This window comes from Nocardioides ureilyticus, from assembly GCF_051280745.1.
Lineage (GTDB): Bacteria > Actinomycetota > Actinomycetes > Propionibacteriales > Nocardioidaceae > Nocardioides.
This window is the reverse complement of the sequence record NZ_JBNCOG010000020.1, coordinates 59,848-78,443: the sequence shown is the minus strand read 5'-3', so window position 1 is coordinate 78,443 and position 18,596 is coordinate 59,848. Positions and strand designations below refer to the sequence as shown.

The 18,596-nt window shown below is 74.6% G+C and carries 14 protein-coding genes; 6 read left to right on the top strand and 8 right to left on the bottom strand.

The window, feature by feature from the left end; all coding sequences use genetic code 11:
- Positions 1-1,453: stealth family protein (locus ACSMHG_RS12705; RefSeq protein ID WP_435745538.1), on the top strand; the 1,453-nt coding region annotated here is incomplete at its 5' end.
- Between the two features lie 46 nt (positions 1,454-1,499).
- On the opposite strand, the gene wecB is transcribed toward ACSMHG_RS12705, so the two are convergent.
- Positions 1,500-2,606, bottom strand: coding sequence for a non-hydrolyzing UDP-N-acetylglucosamine 2-epimerase (gene wecB / locus ACSMHG_RS12700; protein WP_435745536.1), 1,107 nt, complete (start codon positions 2,604-2,606; stop codon positions 1,500-1,502).
- 72 nt (positions 2,607-2,678) lie between these two features.
- On the opposite strand from wecB, the gene ACSMHG_RS12695 reads away from it, so the two are divergent.
- Positions 2,679-3,932, top strand: a complete 1,254-nt coding sequence (locus ACSMHG_RS12695) for a nucleotide sugar dehydrogenase (protein ID WP_435745534.1) — start codon at positions 2,679-2,681, stop codon at positions 3,930-3,932.
- A gap of 9 nt (positions 3,933-3,941) precedes the next feature.
- Here the strand turns inward: ACSMHG_RS12695 and ACSMHG_RS12690 are convergent, their stop codons facing one another.
- On the bottom strand, positions 3,942-5,720 hold the full coding sequence (locus ACSMHG_RS12690; RefSeq protein WP_435745532.1) for a class I SAM-dependent methyltransferase: 1,779 nt from the start codon (positions 5,718-5,720) through the stop codon (positions 3,942-3,944).
- A gap of 66 nt (positions 5,721-5,786) precedes the next feature.
- Between ACSMHG_RS12690 and ACSMHG_RS12685 the strand changes: the two genes are divergently transcribed.
- Genes ACSMHG_RS12685 through ACSMHG_RS12675 form a run of 3 tightly spaced genes read left to right on the top strand, consistent with a single transcriptional unit; the run spans position 5,787 to position 11,874 of the window.
- The gene (locus tag ACSMHG_RS12685; protein WP_435745530.1) at positions 5,787-7,952 is read left to right on the top strand and encodes a glycosyltransferase; all 2,166 of its coding nucleotides are present in this window, start codon (positions 5,787-5,789) and stop codon (positions 7,950-7,952) included.
- Positions 7,949-9,745, top strand: a complete 1,797-nt coding sequence (locus tag ACSMHG_RS12680) for a glycosyltransferase (protein WP_435745528.1) — start codon at positions 7,949-7,951, stop codon at positions 9,743-9,745. Before ACSMHG_RS12685 ends, ACSMHG_RS12680 begins: the two co-directional genes overlap by 4 nt.
- A complete protein-coding gene (locus tag ACSMHG_RS12675) occupies positions 9,742-11,874 on the top strand; it encodes an acyltransferase family protein (RefSeq protein ID WP_435745526.1) in 2,133 nt (710 codons plus the stop codon). The genes ACSMHG_RS12680 and ACSMHG_RS12675 overlap by 4 nt, the downstream gene beginning before the upstream one ends.
- A 31-nt stretch (positions 11,875-11,905) precedes the next feature.
- Here the strand turns inward: ACSMHG_RS12675 and ACSMHG_RS12670 are convergent, their stop codons facing one another.
- The 5 genes from ACSMHG_RS12670 to ACSMHG_RS12650 form a co-directional block, all read right to left on the bottom strand.
- Positions 11,906-13,021, bottom strand: coding sequence for a sulfotransferase family protein (locus ACSMHG_RS12670; RefSeq protein ID WP_435745524.1), 1,116 nt, complete (start codon positions 13,019-13,021; stop codon positions 11,906-11,908).
- 146 nt (positions 13,022-13,167) lie between these two features.
- On the bottom strand, positions 13,168-14,271 hold the full coding sequence (locus ACSMHG_RS12665; protein ID WP_435745522.1) for a DNA polymerase domain-containing protein: 1,104 nt from the start codon (positions 14,269-14,271) through the stop codon (positions 13,168-13,170).
- A gap of 9 nt (positions 14,272-14,280) precedes the next feature.
- Positions 14,281-14,739 (bottom strand): hypothetical protein, encoded by a 459-nt coding sequence (locus ACSMHG_RS12660; RefSeq protein WP_435745520.1) that lies wholly within the window; start codon positions 14,737-14,739, stop codon positions 14,281-14,283.
- Positions 14,740-14,747: 8 nt separating this feature from the next.
- Positions 14,748-16,013: a fatty acid desaturase family protein gene (locus ACSMHG_RS12655; protein ID WP_435745517.1), complete on the bottom strand. Its 1,266-nt coding sequence runs from the start codon at positions 16,011-16,013 to the stop codon at positions 14,748-14,750.
- A gap of 84 nt (positions 16,014-16,097) precedes the next feature.
- Entirely contained in the window at positions 16,098-17,198 is a 1,101-nt protein-coding gene (locus ACSMHG_RS12650) for a ferredoxin reductase (RefSeq protein WP_435745514.1), read from the bottom strand.
- Positions 17,199-17,330: 132 nt separating this feature from the next.
- On the opposite strand from ACSMHG_RS12650, the gene msrB reads away from it, so the two are divergent.
- The gene (gene msrB / locus ACSMHG_RS12645; RefSeq protein ID WP_435745512.1) at positions 17,331-17,735 is read left to right on the top strand and encodes a peptide-methionine (R)-S-oxide reductase MsrB; all 405 of its coding nucleotides are present in this window, start codon (positions 17,331-17,333) and stop codon (positions 17,733-17,735) included.
- 195 nt (positions 17,736-17,930) lie between these two features.
- On the opposite strand, the gene ACSMHG_RS12640 is transcribed toward msrB, so the two are convergent.
- Complete coding sequence (locus ACSMHG_RS12640) at positions 17,931-18,587, bottom strand: hypothetical protein (protein WP_435745509.1); 657 nt, start codon at positions 18,585-18,587, stop codon at positions 17,931-17,933.
- Positions 18,588-18,596 lie beyond the last annotated feature (9 nt).

The window sequence follows — 18,596 nt, the reverse complement described above, 5'->3', positions numbered from 1 at the left end:
CGACGTGACGCCGGCCGAGGCCCGGAGCCGCGCGTTGAGCGCCGCGGCCGACGCCGCCCGGGCCACCGGCGCCCCGTGGCTGGTGGTGCCCGCCCACGAGCGCCCCTCGCCGGTGGTCGTGCTGCCGATGGCCGCCCGCGACGCCTTCCTCCGCCACCTCGCGGCCGCACCGCTGCCGGCGTACCTCTCCCTGCGCGACCCGGCCGACCACCACCGCGGGAACCGCTCGGGCCCGGTCGCCGCGATGGCCGAGGGGCTGCGCCGCGGGCGCACGTCGGTGCTGCACCTGGAGCCGTGGCCCGAGGACGCCGACGGGCCCACCCACCTCGCCGCCGGCTGCAGCGTGGAGGTCCAGCTGTGGGAGGCGGGGCCGGACGGCTCGCTGGTCGCCCCCCGGCGCAACGCGTACGCCGAGCGGCTGGACGCCGCGTCGCTGGCGACGGCCGTGGAGGTCGAGGTCGACGGCGTCACCGTGCCGACCCTGCCCCTGATGGCCGAGCCGACGGTGACGGAGTGCCGCTTCCCGGTCGACGTCGTCTACACCTGGGTCGACGGCAGCGACCCGGAGTGGGACGCCGCGCGTCAGGCGCGCCTCGCGGAGGTCACGGGGACCGCGCACACCCGGCAGTCGAGCGGGCGGGCGCGCTTCCTCGACCGCGGCGAGCTGCGGTACTCGATGCGCAGCCTCCACCTCTTCGCACCCTGGGTCCGCCGGATCCACCTGGTCACCGCCGGCCAGGTCCCGGCGTGGCTCGACGTCGACCACCCGAGGGTGAACCTCGTCGACCACCGCGACATCCTGCCGGCCGGCGCCCTGCCGACCTTCAACTCCCACGCCATCGAGACCGGCCTGCACCGCATCGACGGCCTGACCGAGCACTTCGTCTACCTCAACGACGACGTGCTGCTCGGCCGGCCGCTGGGGCCCGAGGCGTTCTTCTCCCCGGCCGGCCAGCTCGCCGTCTTCCCGTCGCCCTCGGCGGTCGGCCTGCCCGACCAGGCCGACGCCGCGCCGTACGTCACGGCCGCGTTGAACAACCGGGCGCTGCTGCGCGAGCGGTTCGGCGCCGTGACCACCCACCACCTCGCGCACACGCCCCACCCCCACCGGGTCTCGGTGCTGCAGGAGCTGGAGGCGGCCTTCCCCGACGCGCTCGACGCCACCGCGCACGCGCCGTTCCGCAGCGACACCGACGTCTCGACGCTCAGCTCGCTGGCCCAGCACTTCGCGCTGCTGACCGGCGCCGCCGCCCTCGCCGAGGGCGACCTCGCCTACGTCAACCTCAGCAACGCCGACGTCGAGCAGCAGCTGCGGCAGGTCCTCGGCCGCGACCAGGACTTCCTGTGCCTGGGCGACCACCACGACCACGCCCTGCGGGCCGAGCGGCTGGAGGAGCTGCTCGCCGACTTCTTCCCGCGCTACTACCCCGTCGCCGCCCCCTGGGAGCGGTGACCCCGCCCGGGCCGGGCCACCGGGGGCCACCCGGGCCGGGCGCGGCTCAGCGCAGGAGCGCCTCGACGGCCTCGGCGATCCGCTCGCCGGCGTGGCCGTCCCACAGCGGCGGCACCTTCCACTGCGCCGGCCGGCCGGCGGCGAGGGCGGCGGCGACCGCGTCGGCCAGCCCCTCGGCGGTCACGAGCCGGTTCGTCCCGTCGGTGATCGTCACCGGGCGCTCGGTGTTCGGACGCAGCGTCAGGCACGGCACGCCGAGCACGGTGGTCTCCTCCTGGATGCCTCCGGAGTCGGTCACGACCAGGGCGCTGCCGTCGACCAGGCTGAGGAACTCCAGGTATCCCAGCGGCTCGACGGCGTGGACCTGCGGGTGCTCGAAGAGGCCGGCGCGGGTCAGCCCGCCGCGGCTGCGCGGGTGCACCGGCAGCACGACCGGCACCTGGTCGGCGGTCGCCCGCAGCGCCGCCACCAGCCCGGCGAGGGCGGCGTCGCTGTCGACGTTCGCCGGGCGGTGCAGCGTCGCCACCGCATACGCCCCCGAGAGGCCCGCGAGCTCCGGCACCCCGGCGAGCCGGTGGCGGCCGAGCTCGTCGCGGTGGGCCAGCAGCGTGTCGATCATCGGGTTGCCGACGAGCACCACCCGGTCACCGTCGACGCCCTCGCGGGCGAGGTGCCCGACGGCGTCGACGCTGGTGGCCAGGAGCAGGTCGCTGAGCCGGTCGGTGACCAGCCGGTTGACCTCCTCGGGCATCGTCCGGTCGAAGCTGCGCAGGCCCGCCTCGACGTGGGCCAGCGGGATGCCCAGCTTGCTGGTCACCATCGCGGCGGCGACGGTGGAGTTGACGTCGCCGTAGACCACGACCAGCGCCGGCCGCTCGGCCGACCACAGCTCCTCGAGGCGGATCATGATCGTGCCCGTCTGGACGGCGTGGCTGCCCGAGCCGACACCGAGGTTCAGGTCGGGCTTGGGCAGCGACAGCTGCTCGAAGAAGATCGTCGACATGTTGTCGTCGTAGTGCTGCCCGGTGTGCACCAGCCGCTGGGCCCAGCCCCGCGCCTCCAGGGCCCGCAGCACCGGCGCCGCCTTCGGGAAGTTCGGCCGCGCTCCGGTCACGTGCCAGATCACCGGCGTGTGGGCGGGGGCGTCGGTCATCGGGGACGTCCTCGGGCTAGGGTGCGGGGCGGCCAGAACCTAGCACCAGCAGCGGCCCGGGAAGGGAACAACATGAGCGACCTCGTCGTCGTCGGACTCGGGTACGTCGGGTTGCCGCTCGTCGCGGAGGCCTGCCGGGCCGGCCTGCAGGTGACCGGGCTCGACGTCTCCCCGCGCGTGGTGGAGGGGCTGAACGCGGGCCGCTCCCACGTCGACGACCTCTCCGACGAGCAGGTCGGCGCCATGCTGGCCGCCGGCTTCACCGCCACCTCCGACGCCTCCTGCGTCGCCGAGGCGGACGCCGTGGTCATCTGCGTGCCGACGCCGCTCAGCGCGGACGGCGGGCCGGACCTGGCTGCGGTCGAGAGCGCCTGCCGCGGCATCGGGCCGCACCTGGGTCCCGGCACGCTGGTGGTGCTGGAGTCCACCACCTATCCCGGCACGACCGCGGAGGTCGTGCGCCCGCTGCTCGAGGAGCTCTCCGGCCTCGGCCCCGACGAGCTGCCGCTCGCCTACAGCCCCGAGCGCATCGACCCCGGCAACCCGACGTACGGCCTGAAGAACACGCCCAAGGTGGTCGGCGCCGACGACCCGGCGGCCCAGGAGCGGGCGCGGGCCTTCTACGCCCAGGTCGTCGACACCGTCGTCGTCGCCCGCGGCACCCGCGAGGCCGAGTCGGCGAAGCTGCTGGAGAACACCTACCGCCACGTCAACATCGCACTCGTCAACGAGATGGTGCGGTTCTTCCACGAGCTCGACATCGACTTCTGGGAGGTCATCCGGTTGGCCTCGACCAAGCCGTTCGGCTTCCAGGCCTTCACCCCCGGGCCCGGCGTCGGCGGCCACTGCATCCCGATCGACCCCAACTACCTCAGCCACCGGGTGCGCACACAGCTCGGCTACGGCTTCCGGTTCGTCGAGCTGGCCCAGGAGATCAACTCCTCGATGCCGGCCTACGTCGTCAGCCGGGTGACCGCCCTCCTCAACGACCAGGAGAAGGCGGTGCGCGGCAGCACGGTGCTGCTCCTCGGCGTCACCTACAAGCCCGACATCGCCGACCAGCGCGAGAGCCCGGCGCTCGACGTGGCCAAGCGCCTGCTGCAGCTCGGGGCCCGGGTGGAGTACCACGACCCCCACGTCGAGCACTGGGACGTCGCGGGCACCGTCCGCGCTGACGACGACGTGCTCGCCGCCGTGGGGCGGGCTGACGTGACGGTGCTGCTGCAGCACCACGCGGAGTACGACGTCGCCGCGCTCGAGCAGTCGGCCGCCTGCCTCCTCGACACGCGGGGCCGCACCACCGGCGAGAAGGCGCACCGGCTCTGAGCGGATCCCTCAGCCGCGGCGCAGGATCGAGGCGCCCTTCTCGAGCGGCAGGTCCGTGCGGTCGAAGTCAGGCAGCAGCCGCGCCCACCGGTCGACCACCTCCCGGTCGTCCTGGCGGCCGGTGTCGTCGACGACGATCGTGCACCGCGCCGCCAGCCGGTCCTGCAGGAGCGGCACGGCCGGGTAGCGCGCGGCCGGGCCCGTGCCCGTCGGGGGGCCGTCGACGACAAGCAGCCCCACGTCGTGGAGATCGGCCAGCGCCTCCTCGTCGTACCACGGGGTGAGGTGGCCGACTACGTGCGTGCGCGCGAGCGGCGCCCACCGCACCTCGGCGCGGTCCGCGACGCCGTGCCGCTCGAGCAGCTCGCGCGTGCGGGCGGCGAAGTGCGCGTCGTGGTCGAGCGAGACGATCCGCGTGTCGAGGCCGTGCTCACGCGCGGCGAGGGCCAGCAGGAGCGTGGACGCCCCGCTGCCCGCCTCGACCACGACGCGGGGGCGCTCGGTGAGGAGTCGGTCGACCACCTCGACGGCGAAGTCGGGCGAGGCCGCCCAGCCGCCGAGCGCCGGCACTCCGCCGCGCAGCGGCACCATGGCGGCCAGGTTGACCACGGCCTGCACCTGGCGGCGCGTGACGAGCCCCTCGTCCTTCGCCGTGGTGCGGACCTGGTCGTGCAGCCGCCGGACGTTGCGCGCGACGCCCCTCAGCGAGGCCTTCTGCCCGGCGAGGTCGCGGCCGGTCCGGCGCATGGCGCGACGCAGGTCGCGGCCGCGCTGGTCCGCCGTGCGGCCCTGCCGTCCGACCGCATCCTGCAGTGCCTCGAGCCGGGCGGCGGTACGACGCTGACCGACCAGGACCAGCGTGGCGACGACGGCGCAGGCGACCAGGGTCACGCCCAGCGCGAGCCCGATCGCGACGCCGACCCTGCCCGCCACCGCGGCGAGGACGAGCGCGGGCACCGCCACCGCGGCTGCCGCCACGAGTGCGACCACCACGGCGCCCCCGAGCACCCCGAGGCCGGTCCGACGACCGACTGCTGCGAGCAGCCCCACGACGGTGGGTGGTGGGGCGGCGGCGGGCGAGGCAGCCGCTGCGGAGGACCCGTGGGCGCGCCGACCCCGCCGAGGGCCGCCCCCGCCCTTCCCGTCGCGCGGGCCCTCCAGCTCCTGCAGCTTCCGCCGCGTCTCGACCAGGCGGCGCCGCACGCGCTCGAGCTCGGCGTCCTTGCGCTCGAGCTGTGCGTGCGCGCTGGCACGCTCCCAGTCCGCGGCCACCCGCTGCTGCTCCGCGACGCGGGCGTCGGGTGCGGTGGTGCCGACGGTGAGCAGGGCGTTGACCACCCAGGCCGGATCGGTGGTCGGCGCCGGTGGACCGCCGAGGACCAGGCACGGGCGGTCCCGATAGCGGCGGACGTCGCTGATCGGCGGAGCTCCCGGTGAGGTGAGCCGCTGGCGGAGGTGGTCGAGGGCGTCGAGGTCCCACGGCACCTCGACAGCCAGCTCGGGAGCGTCCTCGCCCGCAGCCGCAGCCGTCCGCACCATGGCCAGGGCCTCGTCGACCGCAGCCTGCATCCCGGGGCCGGCGGCGACGCCCACGAACCGCACCGGGTCGGGCCCCAGGCCGGCCTCCTCGAGGGCGGTGCGCTCGGCGGCCAGGTCGGCGACCAGCTCGTCGTACGTCGTGGTGAGCATCCGGTCGAAGGCGCCACCGAAGACCTGTGCTGCCTCGGGCCGGTCCGCGCCGACGACGACGACGCGAGCCGGTCGCGTATCCTCGCGTCCGGTCGTCACCGGGTGGCCCCCGCCCCGGGACGGGCCCGAGCACCGAGCTGCGGAGAGGACGTGCAGGTCGTCAGCATGAGCGGCAGTCTGCCACCCGAGATCTCGGTCGTCATGGCGACCCGGGGCCGCCCCGAGCTGGTCGGGCGGGCCCTCCGCTCGCTCGCGGACCAGACGCTCGACGCCGGCCGGTTCGAGGTGGTCGTGGTCGTCAACGGGCCCGCGGACGGCACCCGGGAAGCGGTGGACGAGGCGGTCGAGACAGTGGTCGCGCACCACGCGGCGACCGACGTGCGGGTCCTGCACTCGGCGCGGCCCGGCGTCGCGCACGCGCGCACCGTCGGCCTGTGGGCCGCTCGCGGCAGCTACATGACCATCCTCGACGACGACGACCGGGTCACGCCGTACTTCCTCGAGGACCTGCTCGCGGCCGTCGAGCCGGGCGTGGTGCCGGCGGCGTGGCTCGCCGACGTCGAGCCCGACGCCCCCGACCGTCCGGACTTCGACAACTACTACTCCCGCGCGCTCACCTCCCTCCTGGCCGACGACGCCCTGGCCGACGACGGGACGGTCGCGGTCGACCAGCTCCCGCAGGGCATCTCGCTCAACGTCGGCAAGCTCGTCCCGGTGGCCCTCGCCCGCGAGGTCGGCTACGACCACTCGCTGCGGGGCGGGTCCGACTTCGTGTTCTGGACCAAGGCCTTCGCCCACCAGCAGTTCCGCTTCCGCGTGCTGCGCGACCGGCGCGCCTGCTACCTCCGCACCCGGGTGCCGGGCTCGCTGTCCCGCCAGGAGCCGACGTACGACTTCGCCGTCAGCCAGCGCCTCGCCTGCATCCAGAGCCTCGAGGAGGTCGAGCCCCGGTCCCCCGAGGTGGAGCGGGTGACCGAGCACGTGGTGCGCGCCCAGCTGGGCCACCTGCGCGGCTTCCTCGCCCGCGAGCCCGGCCAGCGGGCGGCCGTCGTGGAGGACGTCGAGGCGCGACGGCTGCGCCGGGTGTCCTGGCCGGTGGTGAACGGTGACGCCGCCGAGCACCTCGCCCTCTACTACTGCTTCACGCCCTGGGTCGGCACCGCCGGCATCGTCGCCGCCCGGCGGGTCCGGGAGCGGGGACTCCTCGTCGACGTGATCTGCAAGGACCTCGACGGGCTCCGCGACCGGGACCCCTCGCTGGACGCCATCGCCGCGCCGTACGTCGGACGGCTGGCCGCCCTCGGCGGGGTCCCCCACTTCGTCTCCTGGACCGCGGTGGAGGACTGGTCGGCGCGGGTCCACGCGCAGCTGGAGGAGTGGGGCAAGGACCACCGCTCGGTCACCTCGCGGGCGATGTGGGTGGCCTCCCACCTCGCCGCGGCCCAGTACAAGCTGCGCAACCCCTCGGTCCCGTGGGTGGCCGAGTTCTCCGACCCGATCAGCCGCACCATCCACAACCGGCGCCGCCCCGGCAGCGCCACGGGAGGGCCGCTGCTCGACGAGCTGCTCGCCGGGCTCCGTGGGGCCGGGGTCGAGCCGCCTGCCGACGGCAACACCTTCGAGCTCGCCGAGCTGGCGGCGTACGCCCTGGCCGACGAGGTGCTCTTCACCAACGAGAACCAGCGCGAGCACATGCTGGGCTACTGCCCGGACCCGGCCCTGGCCGAGCGGGTGCGCGCCGTGTCGGCCGTGCGCCACCACCCCACGCTGCCGCCGCGGTTCTACGACCTGCAGGAGCCGGCCTACGAGCTCGAGCCGGGCTACGTGCACCTGGCCTACTTCGGCGCCTTCTACCCCACCCGCGGCCTGACCGAGGTGACCGGAGCGCTCGCCGGCCTCGCGCCGCAGGTGCGCTCCCGGGTGCGCTTGCACGTCTTCACCCAAGACCCGGCCGCCATCTCGACGGCGGTGGGGGACGCGGGCCTGGGCGACTGCGTGGTGGTCAACCCCTACGCCGGCTTCCTCGACTTCCTGGCGTTGTGCCGCCGCTTCGACGTCCTCGTCGTCAACGACGCCGACTCCAGCGAGCACGGCCCGGGCGGCAACCCCTACCTGCCCTCGAAGCTGTCGGACTACCTCGGCAGCGGCACGCCCGTGTGGGCGATCGTCGAGCCGGGCAGCGTGATGTCCCGGCTGCCGCTGCGGCACACGACGGTGCTCGGCGACGTCGCCGCGGCCGCCGGTGTGCTGACCGGACTGGTGGCAGGCCCGGTCGCCGACCTCCCGGCCGGACCGGTGGCCTCCGCAGCCCCCGGAGGGGCGGCTCGGTGAACGCCGCAGCGGCCGGCGGCGTACCGGCCGATCCGGAGGTCTCGGTCGTGCTGGCGACGTACGGGCGCCCCGACCAGCTCCCGCGGGCGCTCGCCTCCCTCGCCGAGCAGACCCTCGCGCCCGAGCGGTTCGAGGTCGTGGTGGTCCCGAACGGACCGACGACCGAGGTCCCCGCCGTGGTCGAGGAGGTCCGCCGCCGGCACCCCCGGCTGCGGCTGCGCGAGGTCAGCAGCCCGCGGCCGGGCGTCGCCCACGCCCGCGCCGTCGGGGTGGCCGCCGCGCGCGGCACCTGGATGACGATGCTCGACGACGACGACTGGCTCTCCCCCGCCTACCTCGAGCGGCTGCTGGCCGCGGCGGCGCCCGGGGTCGTCCCGCTGGCGCAGATCGCCGACGTCGCAGAGGTCGGGGCCGAGCCCGACCTCGCCAACTCCTACGCGGTCGCCTTCGCGGCCCGGCGGGGCGAGCGCGTGCCCGCGGAGGAGCTCCCCGAGGCCGTGTCGCTCAACGTCTGCAAGCTGGTCCCGACCGCGACCGCGCGAGCCGCCGGCTTCGACACCCGGCTGCGGAGCGCGTCGGACACCCTGTTCTGGCTCGGGGTGCTCTCCCGCGCCGGGTGGACCTTCGACGTGCTCGACAACGACGACGCGGTCTACTACCGGCTCTGCGGCCACGGCTCGCTGTCCCGCCAGGACGCCAGCATCGACTTCAGCGTCGTTCGCCGCCTCGAGGGTCTCCGCTCGCTGGCCGAGGTGCCGCGGACCCGCCGCTCGCTGGACCCCGTGCTGGAGCGGACCGCCCGGTCCCTGTCGACGCACGTCCGGCGCTTCCTGCTCGCCGATCCCGCACGCCGCCCCGAGGTCGTCGCCATGGCCGAGGCGCACGGGCAGGCGCACGGCGAGGCGTCGGTCCGCTGGGAGACGGTCAACGCGCGGAGCGCGACCGAGCTGCTGCTCCTCGAGGAGACCGACCTCTCCGCACCGGGCGTGCTGGCCGCCCTGCGCGGCGTGCGCCAGCGGGAGACGGTCGTCGACGTGCTGAGCGCGCGGCCGACCGGGCACCTGCGGGCCGCGGCCGACACCGGTCCCGCCCAGCCCTACCTGGGGCGGCTGCTGACGCCGCCCGCGGGGGAGGACCTGCTCCGGTGGGCGCTGGCCTGCCTCGACGACACCACGGAGCGCGGCGCTCCCTACGGCACGGTGCGGACCGTGCCGGGCGCCCCGGGCGCCCTCGCGGCTGCCCTCGCCGAGGCACGGCCCGGCCTGCGCTGGGTGGCCGAGGTGGATCGTGGGACCGACCGCGCCACCCTGGAGGGGGCCGTCGAGCTCGTGCTCCCCTCCGTGGAGGAGCTCGAGGGGGTGGTGGCGGGTTGCAGCGACCCGGCGACCGTCGCGGGGGTGCGCGCCCGCGCCCGGGTCGAGCCGTGGGAGCCGGTCCCCCCGCACCTGTGGCGCGGCGCGGCGTCGGTGCCCGCGGGCACCGACGTGGTGCTGCACCTGGGGGACGTCGCCCCGGCCGACCTGCCGGCCCTCGCCGCCGTGCACGCGCTCCCCGCCCGCACGCGGCACGGCACGGCGCTGGTGCTCTGCAGCAGCCGGCCCGACGAGGTGCGCACAGCGGCCGCGGCCCTCGGCCTCGCCGACGTCGTGCGGACCCGTGAGCTCCCGGGCCTCCGCGACGGGCTGGACCTCCTCGACCGGGCACGCGCCGTCCTGCTCGACCGACCGGCGCCTGCGCACCTCGCCCGGGAGGTCGCCGCCCACCCGGGCGTGGTGCACCTCGTCGCCCGATGACGTCCGCACTGGCCCCGCCCGGACGTGCCGAGCGCCGCGCCGCGCGCCGTGCCGGCCGCACCGGCCGCAGCCAGGTCCGGCTCGACATCGAGGGCCTGCGCGCGCTCGCCGTCGGGCTCGTGGTGCTCTACCACGCCGGGGCCACGGTGGTGCCGGGCGGCTTCGTCGGCGTCGACGTCTTCTTCGTCGTGAGCGGCTACCTCATCACCGCCCTGCTGCTCCGCGAGAGCGCCGACGGGGGCCGCGTCTCGCTCCCGCGCTTCTACGCTCGCCGCGCCCGGCGGCTGCTGCCGGCCGCCACGCTGGTGCTGCTGGCGACCGCTGCGGCCGGATGGTGGCTGCTGCCCGGGTCGCAGCACCGCAACCTCGCCGCCGACGTCGCGGGGTCCGCGACCTGGTCGGTCAACTGGGTCCTCGCCGACCGCTCGGTCGACTACCTCGCCGAGGGAGACCTCCCCTCGCCGCTGCAGCACTACTGGTCGCTGGCGATCGAGGAGCAGTACTACCTCCTGTGGCCGCTGCTCATCATCGGCGTCACCCTGGGCGTCCGTCGGCTCGGCGCCCACCGCGGTCGGGAGCTCGCCGCCCTGGAGCTGGGCGTCCTGGGCGCCGTCGCGGCCGGCCTCGCCGCCGCGTCGCTGGCCTGGTCGGTCCTGCTGACCGCCGACGACCCGGCGCGCTCCTACTTCGTCTCCACCACCCGCTTCTGGGAGCTGGCCGTGGGATCGGTCCTGGCGGTGGTCGGCGCGCGCGGCGTACGGCTCCCTCGCCCGGCAGCGACGGCGCTCGCAGCGGCCGGCCTGCTCGCGGTCGTGGCCGCCGCCCTCGTCTTCAGCAGCGCCACCGCCTGGCCGGGCGCGGCCGCACTGCTCCCGACCCTGGGCACGGCCGCGGTGATCGCCGCCGGCTGGCAGACCGTAGGCGCCCCGGCCACCGCCCCGGCACGGCTGCTCTCCCTGCGCCCGCTGGTGTGGCTGGGCGGGCTGTCGTACGCGGTCTACCTCTGGCACTGGCCGCTGCTGGTGCTCAGCGACGTCCGCGCGCCGGACCTCGGCCTGCCGGCCCGTCTCCTGGTCGGCGGGGTCCTCGCGGTCGCGCTGGCCTGGGTGACCAAGCACCTGGTCGAGGACCCTGTCCGGTTCCACCCCCGGCTCGGCCGGCCCCGCCGGGCACTCGCGCTCGGCGCGGGCCTGGTGGCCTGCTCCCTCGCGGCGGCCGCGGCGGTGTGGGCCAGCGTGCCGGACCTCGACGACGCCCCCCGGACCGCGGGAGCCCAGGCCCTCGTCGCCGACCCCACCGCAGAGCGGTGGACGCTCGTGCCGGACCCCACGCGGCTCTACGACGACGACGGACCGGTCAGTCCGCCGCCCGCGCTCGCCCCGGACGACGCGCCGCTGCGCGGCGGGTGCCAGGTCCCGCTCGGCAATCCCGACCTGCGCACCGACTGCCAGTTCGGGGACCCCGCCTCCTCCCAGGTCGTCGCGCTCGTCGGCGACTCCAAGGCCGGGCAGTGGTTCCCGGCGCTGCGCTCCATCACGAAGCGGGAGGGCTGGCGGCTCGACGTCCACGTCAAGTCCGCGTGCGCGCTCAGCGTGACGGGGGTCGTCGAGGACTGCGCGGCGCACACCGCCGCCCTGCTCGAGCACTTCCGGGAGGCCGGCGCGCCCGACGTCGTGCTCCTCTCCCAGATGAGCTCGTCCTACGACGCGTCGACCGGCGGCTTCGAGCGCGCCGTCGACGAGCTCCGCGCGCTGGGCACCCGCATCGTGTTCCTCGCCGACAGCCCGACCTCCCCCGACCTCGCGAGCTACGACTGCGTGGACCGGGCCGACTCCTACCGCTCGTGCGGGTTCGAGCGGACCGCCGAGCGGCTGGCGGGCGCCGGCACGCCGCTGCTGGAGGCGGTGGCCGCCGACCGCGATCTCCCCCTGATCGACCTGAACCGCTGGATCTGCCCGCCCGGCCTGGCGGTGTGCCCGCCGGTGGTCGCCGACACGCTGGTCTACCGGCAGGGCAGCCACGTCACGGCGACGTACGTGAAGACCCTGACGCCCATGCTGCACCGCGCGCTGGTCGAGGCGGGCGTGGCCGACACCCCGCTGCATAAGATCCGGCTCACCCGGCGCTGAGCCGCCCGCGCCGGGCACTCAGCGGCGACGCTCAGCGGCGAGCCCTGCGGCGACGCAGCCCGCGCGCCAGCTGGACCGGGAGGCCGCTGGCACCGGGCTGCTGCTCCCGCGCCTCCTCCAGCTCCTCGACCCGGGCCCGGAGCCGCTGGTTGCGCTGACGGACCTGCTGGAGCAGCTCGCGCTGCTCCCGGCGGGCGATCCGGACGGCGGCCTCGGTGTGGTCCGCCGCGAGCGCGACGGCGTCGGCGTGGAGGCCGACGTACTCCTCGCGGGCGGCATCGAGCGCCGCCACCGCCGCTGCGTCGTGGGGATCGTCGGCGAGGACGGTGACGGCCTGCCAGGTCCGCTCGGCGACGTCGCGCAGCGCAGCTGGCACCGACGTCTCCTCCCAGCTGCCGCGCGATCGGTTGAGCCCGCTGTCGACGAAGTCGTCGACCTCGTGGTGGTCCGCGCTGCGCACGCCGGCGTCGAGGTTCACGCCGAGCCGCTCCTCGAGCGGGGCGAGCGCGCCTCGCCAGTCGGCCAGCAGGTCGTCGTAGCGCACGAACGCCCGGCGGCCGCCCCGCGTCGCGCGCTCGGTGGCGTAGGCGGCGTTGCACCAGGCGGCGACGTTGCTGACCTCGCGGACCCGGCGGTGCTCGGCGTCCTTGTCGGTGAGGTAGGCGGTGTCGCGGGAGCGGGCGACCTCCACCGGGTGGCGCAGCATGGTGAGGAAGGACAGGTCGGCGCCCGCGCGGTCGGCGGCCGCGCGCCACACACGGTGCAGCCAGAAGATCTGCGGGTCCTTGACGACCAGCTGGCCGTGGGCACGCACGTGGCCCGTCAACCAGTCGGCGATCTCGGCGACGAGCGCCTCGTCGTCCCCGGCGACGTCCGCGAGGTCGGCGGCGTCCGGCCGGGCGTCGTTGCCGCGGATCGGCACCGAGGCCAGCACCCGACCGTTGGTCTCGATGACCCACGGGGTCTCGTAGAAGCCCTTCGGGTTGCGCTCGTCGGCCGGCGCGAGCGGTCCGGGCACGTGAAGGCCGAGGCGGGCGAGGGCTCCGGTGGCCGTGCTGGTGCCGCTGCGCCCGGAGCCGGTGACGACCACCAGCCGGGGCCGGGCCGATCCGGGAGCCGATCCGGGTGCCGCAGGTCGCTCGCTCACCGGGCGAGGCTATCGGCCTCCCGGCCTCGGAGCGACGCGGAGGTGAGCCCGGCCCGTTCCCAGCAGGACCGCACCCGGCTGGGGAGGCCGCGCGGCCGGCGTATCAGATGCTCGAGGTGTTCCGCGAGTCGATGCGCTGAGCGCGGTCAGCGCGCGTCCTCGACCCGGTTGCCGTGCTCGTCCCAGTGCGAGGCGACCTTCTTGCTCGGCTGCACCCGGGGCGGCTCCCCGGGCATCTTCGGGTAGTCCGGCGGGAAGTTGAGCTCACCGCCTGGCAGCTCCTCCCACAACCGCAGCAGCGGGTCCAGCGAGTGGGCGACGTCGTCGATCTCCGCCCACGGGTCGCCGTCGGCCAGCCGGTCGGGGACGGTGAAGAGGTCGAGGGTGCGGGGGTCGCGCAGCTCGGCGAGCTCCGCCCAGGTCACCGGGGTGGAGACGGGGGCACCGGGGATCGGGCGGAGGGAGTACGCCGACGCGATCGTCCGGTCCCGGTTGTTCTGGTTGTAGTCGACGAAGATCCGCCGGCCTCGCTCCTCCTTCCACCACTCGACGGTGACCCCGGAGTCGCGCCGGGCGAGCTCCCGGCCGAAGCCGATGGCGGCGTGCCGCAGGTCCGTGAACTCCCAGCGCGGCTCGATGCGCACGTAGACGTGGATGCCGCGGTTGCCCGAGGTCTTGGGGAAGCCCCGGAGGCCGAGCTCCTCGAGGAGCTCGCGCGCGACACCCGCCACCCGCACCGCGTCGGCGAAGGTCGTCCCGGGTTGCGGGTCCAGGTCGATGCGCAGCTCGTCGGGGCGGTCCACGCTGGAGGGATCGCCCGCGACGCGCCGCACCGGCCAGGGGTGGAAAGTGAGGGTGCCCATCTGGGCGCACCACACCGGCACCGCGACCTCCGTCGGGCAGACCTCCTCGGCGGTCCGGCCCGACGGGAACGTCACCTCGACGGTCTCGAGGTAGTCGGGCGCGCCCTTCGGCACCCGCTTCTGGTAGAACGCCTCGGCCTTCTCCCCCGGCCGCCCGGTGGCGAGGGTGATCCCCGGGCGCACGCCGCTGGGCCAGCGCTCCAGCGCGGTCGGCCGGTCGCGCAGAGCCCTCATCAGCCCGTCGTCGACATCGGCGAAGTACTGCGCCACCATCAGCTTCGTGACCTCGGGCGTCGACTCCGTCGCCTCGTATATCACGCGGTCGGGACTGGTGACGCGGACCTCGCGGTCCCCGGCGACCACCGTCGCCGCTGCGGCCTTGGGCATGGCGCGACGCTAGCGGACCTCGGTCAGCACCGCGCTCGGCTGGAACGTCGGCCGCTTGTCGAGGTCGTCGCGGCCGGGCCGGACGAACTCGAAGCTCGCGGTGGTCGAGAGCACCCACTCCGCCGGTGCCGCGTCGAGGCCGAGCACCGGCTCGGCCACGCCCCGGTACGCCGCGAGGAGGGCGTCGGCGCAGGCCACGTGGGCCGGGGGCAGGTGGAAGGCGTTGCGACCGACCTCCGTGCGGGTGCCGACGAAGGCGAGCGGCCGGCCGAGCCCCGCGCCGCAGATGCCGCACACCCGGCTGAGGGCGCACTGGGTGACCCGGCGCTTGTCGAGGGAGCGGGCCGACACCGGCGTGCCGGCCGGGCGGTCGCCGTACCCGACGTCGGTGCCGGCCGCGAACGGCACGGGCACCCCCAGCTCGGGGTCGCGCGGCAGCTCGGAGAACTCCCGGGGAGCGGGATCCATCGGCGGTCTCAGCCCTCCTCGTCGTCGTGGCTGCGCTCGCGCGGGCTACGCGAGTAGGCGCCGAGCTCGATCCGGCGTGCCGGCCGCTCGTCGTCGGACCTGCGGCGCCGGTCGCGCGAGGGCTCGTTCGCGGTGTCGCTGCGCTCGGGCGGGGCGGGGTCGTTGCTGCTGGTCCAGCTGTTCGGGACCGAGAGCTTGATGATCGTGCGCAGCGCCTGGCCGTACTGCCGGTGCAGCGGACCGGTGGTGTACGGGATGTCGTACTTGTCGCAGAGCGCGCGCACCTTGACCGAGATCTCGGCGTACCGGTTGCTGGGCAGGTCGGGGTAGAGGTGGTGCTCGATCTGGAAGCCGAGGTTGCCGCTCATGATGTGCAGCAGCGGCCCGCCCTTGAAGTTGGCCGCGCCGAGGATCTGGCGCAGGTACCACTCCGCGCGGGTCTCGTCCTCGAGCTCCTCCTCGGTGAAGTGCATCGCCCCGTCGGGGAAGTGACCGCAGAAGATGATGACGTAGGCCCACATGTTGCGGGTCAGGTTGGCCGCGGCGTTGGCGATCGCGACCTCCTTGTACCGGGCGCCGGAGAGCGCCGGGTAGACCACGTAGTCCTTGAGGATCTGGTTGCGGCCCTTGCGCGCGATCTGGCGCAGCTGCCGCTTCATCTCCTTGGGGTCCTTCTGCCCCTTGCGGATCCGCTCGAGGTCCAGGTCGTGCAGCGCCACGCCCCACTGGAAGAGCGTCGCGAGCAGGGCGTTGTAGACCGGCTGGCCGAGGTTGACCGGGTGCCACTTCTGCTCGCGGGCCATCCGCAGGATGCCGTAGCCGATGTCGTTGTCGTAGCCGAGGACGTTGGTGAACTGGTGGTGGATGTAGTTGTGGCTGTGCTTCCACTGCTCGGCCGGCTGCGCGGTGTCCCACTCCCAGTTGGAGGAGTGGATCTCGGGGTCGTTCATCCAGTCCCACTGGCCGTGCATGACGTTGTGGCCGATCTCCATGTTCTCGAGGATCTTGGCCAGGGCGAGGAACGTCGCGCCGGCGGCGAGCACCGGCTTCTCGGCCTTGGGCGCCCACCGGCCGCCCCACGTGCCGGCGAGCATCGAGACCCGGCCCGCGGCGGCGAGGCCGCGCTGGATCTTGATCATCCGGTTGATGTACGCCGCGTCGGCGGCGCACCGCGACTCCTCGACCTCCTGCCGGATGGCGTCGAGCTCCCGGCCGATCTGCTCCACCTCCTCCTCGGAGAGGTGGGTGTACTCCTTGACGTCCGCGATGGCCATCGGGCCTCCAGTGCTGGGTCGTGCGGGGGTGGGTGGTGGTCGTGCTGGGTCGTCGTGCTGGTTGGTCGTGCTGGCGGGCGCTGCTCAGATATCGAGCGTGCAGTCGCCGACGGCGGCGGTGACGCAGGTCTGCACCGGCTCGTTCGGCTGGCCGAACTCGTCGCCGTTGCGCAGGTCGCGCACCGTCCCCTCGACGAGGGTGAGGGTGCAGGTGTGGCAGATCCCCATCCGGCAGCCGTACGGCATGCCGACGCCGGCCTGCTCGCCGGCCTCGAGGACGGTCGTCGCGCCGTCGACCTCGATGGACTTGCCCGAGTTGCGGAAGCTGATCGTCCCGCCCTCGCCGCCCTGGTCGCCGAGCTTGAGGGTGAACCGCTCGAGGTGGAGCTGCTCGGCGAGCCCCTCCTTCTCGTAGTGCTCGCTGATCGCGTCGAGCATCGGCCCGGGCCCGCAGGCCCAGGTCTCCCGCTCGCGCCAGTCGGGGCAGATCGTGTCGAGCCCGCGCTCGGCGTGCTCGAGCTCGAGCATCCCGTCGAGGTCGGTGTGGAGCTGGTGGAGCGTGAAGTGCTCGTGCTTCTCGGCGAGCGCCTCGAGCTCCTCGCGGAAGATCATCCGGTCCGGCGTCGGCGAGGAGTAGTGCATGACGATGTCGGCGCCGCCCTCACCACCGATCGACCGGCGGCGGTCGAGCGTGCGCAGCATCGACATGACGGGGGTGACCCCGCTGCCGCCCACGAGGAAGAGCATCCGCTGCGGCGGCGGGTCGGGGAGGACGAAGTCACCCTCCGGCGTCGCCAGGCGGACGATGGTGCCCGGCTCCAGCCCCTTGACCAGGTGCGAGGAGAGCAGGCCCTCCGGCATGGCGCGGACCGTGATCGCGATCGTGCGGCCCTTGCGCTTGGGCGGCGAGCTGACCGAGTAGGAGCGCCACTGGAACTTGCCGTCGACCTGCACGCCGATGCCGACGTACTGGCCCGGTCGGTGCTTGTAGCGCCAGCCCCAGCCGGGCCGGATGACCAGCGTCGCGGCGTCGTCGGTCTCGGGGATCACCTTCTCGACGCGGCCGCGGAGCTCCCGCGAGGTCCACAGCGGGTTCAGGAACCGCAGGTAGTCGTCGGGGTCCAGCGGCGTGGTCAGCGTCGACCCGGCCTTGCGCACCCGTTCCCACGGGATCGTCCCTGCCATGCGGCCTCCCTACCCCGAGACGTCGGTCACGAAACGAGTGAACACATGTTCTCCGGCCAGGTCAACGGTGGCGGTCACCGCTCGGACGTCCGACGCGGCCGCCCGGCTGGTGTGCCGCCGTACGCTGGAGGCATGGGTTACCAGGTCGAGAAGTCCGACGAGGAGTGGCGCCAGGAGCTCTCCCCCGAGGAGTACGCCGTGCTGCGCCAGGCCGGCACGGAGCGAGCCTTCACCGGCGAGTACAACGACACCGAGACCACCGGCGTCTACCGCTGCCGGGCATGCCAGGCCAAGCTGTTCGAGTCCGACACCAAGTTCCACTCCGGCTGCGGCTGGCCGTCGTTCTACCAGCCGATCACCGACACGATCGAGTACATCGAGGACAACTCGCACGGGATGAAGCGGGTCGAGGTCCGCTGCGCCAGCTGCGGCTCCCACCTCGGTCACGTCTTCCCCGACGGCTACGGCACCCCCACCGGCGACCGGTACTGCATCAACTCGGTCAGCCTGACGCTCGAGCCGGCCGAGCAGGGCTGAGCGGCTGTCGGTTTCCCCGGTTCCCCGGGGAAACCGACGGTTCTCGGCCGAGACTTCCCCTGGGAAGTGCCGGTTCTCCCTGAGAAGTCCGGCCGAGGAGGGACGTCAGCTGCTGAACCAGCCGCTCGGGGACGCTCGTGCTGCCCAGCGTGCGCCCCGGCGCACGCTGGGCAGCACGGCGCGTCGGTGAGGGCCTCAGGTGGTCGGCACCAGCTGCGACCGCACCAGCACGACGTCCTCGCCGTACGTCTCGTCGGCCCAAGCCTGGATCGTGCCGTCGTCGAAGGTGACGTCGACGACGACCTGCCCGCCCTCGACGTAGGCCCCCTGCGCGCCGGGCAGGTCCTGCACCTCGCGCTGGACCTGCTGGAGCTCCTCGGCGGTGTACGTCGTGGCGGGCGTCGGCGTGGGCGACGGCTCGGTGACGATCGGGCTGTACAGGGCGGCCGGCACGGCGTCCTCCACCGTGAACCGGCTGCCGTCCCAGGTGCCGGTGACCATGAACGACCCCCAGCGGACCTTTCCCTGGCGCTCGAAGACACCCTGGGTCTGCGACCAGTCCCAGCCGACCAGCTCGGGCCCCCCGCACTGCGGCGGGTACGACTCCGCGACCGGCCCGAGGCAGAGCTCGGCGGGCCCCTTGCCGGTGTCCATCACGGTGGCGAGGTCCCTGGTGCGGACCTGGCCCTCGGCCGCCGGCACCGTGGAGGGCCGCGGCTCGGCCGGCTGGGAGGCGGGCGGGTCCGCGGGCGGGTCGGCCGCGGGGTCGTTCGCCGTCGTGGGCTCGTCGCCGGCACAGGCGGACAGGACGAGCAGGGGCGCGGCCAGGAGCACCGCGAGCGTCGTCTTCATGGCCGTGGG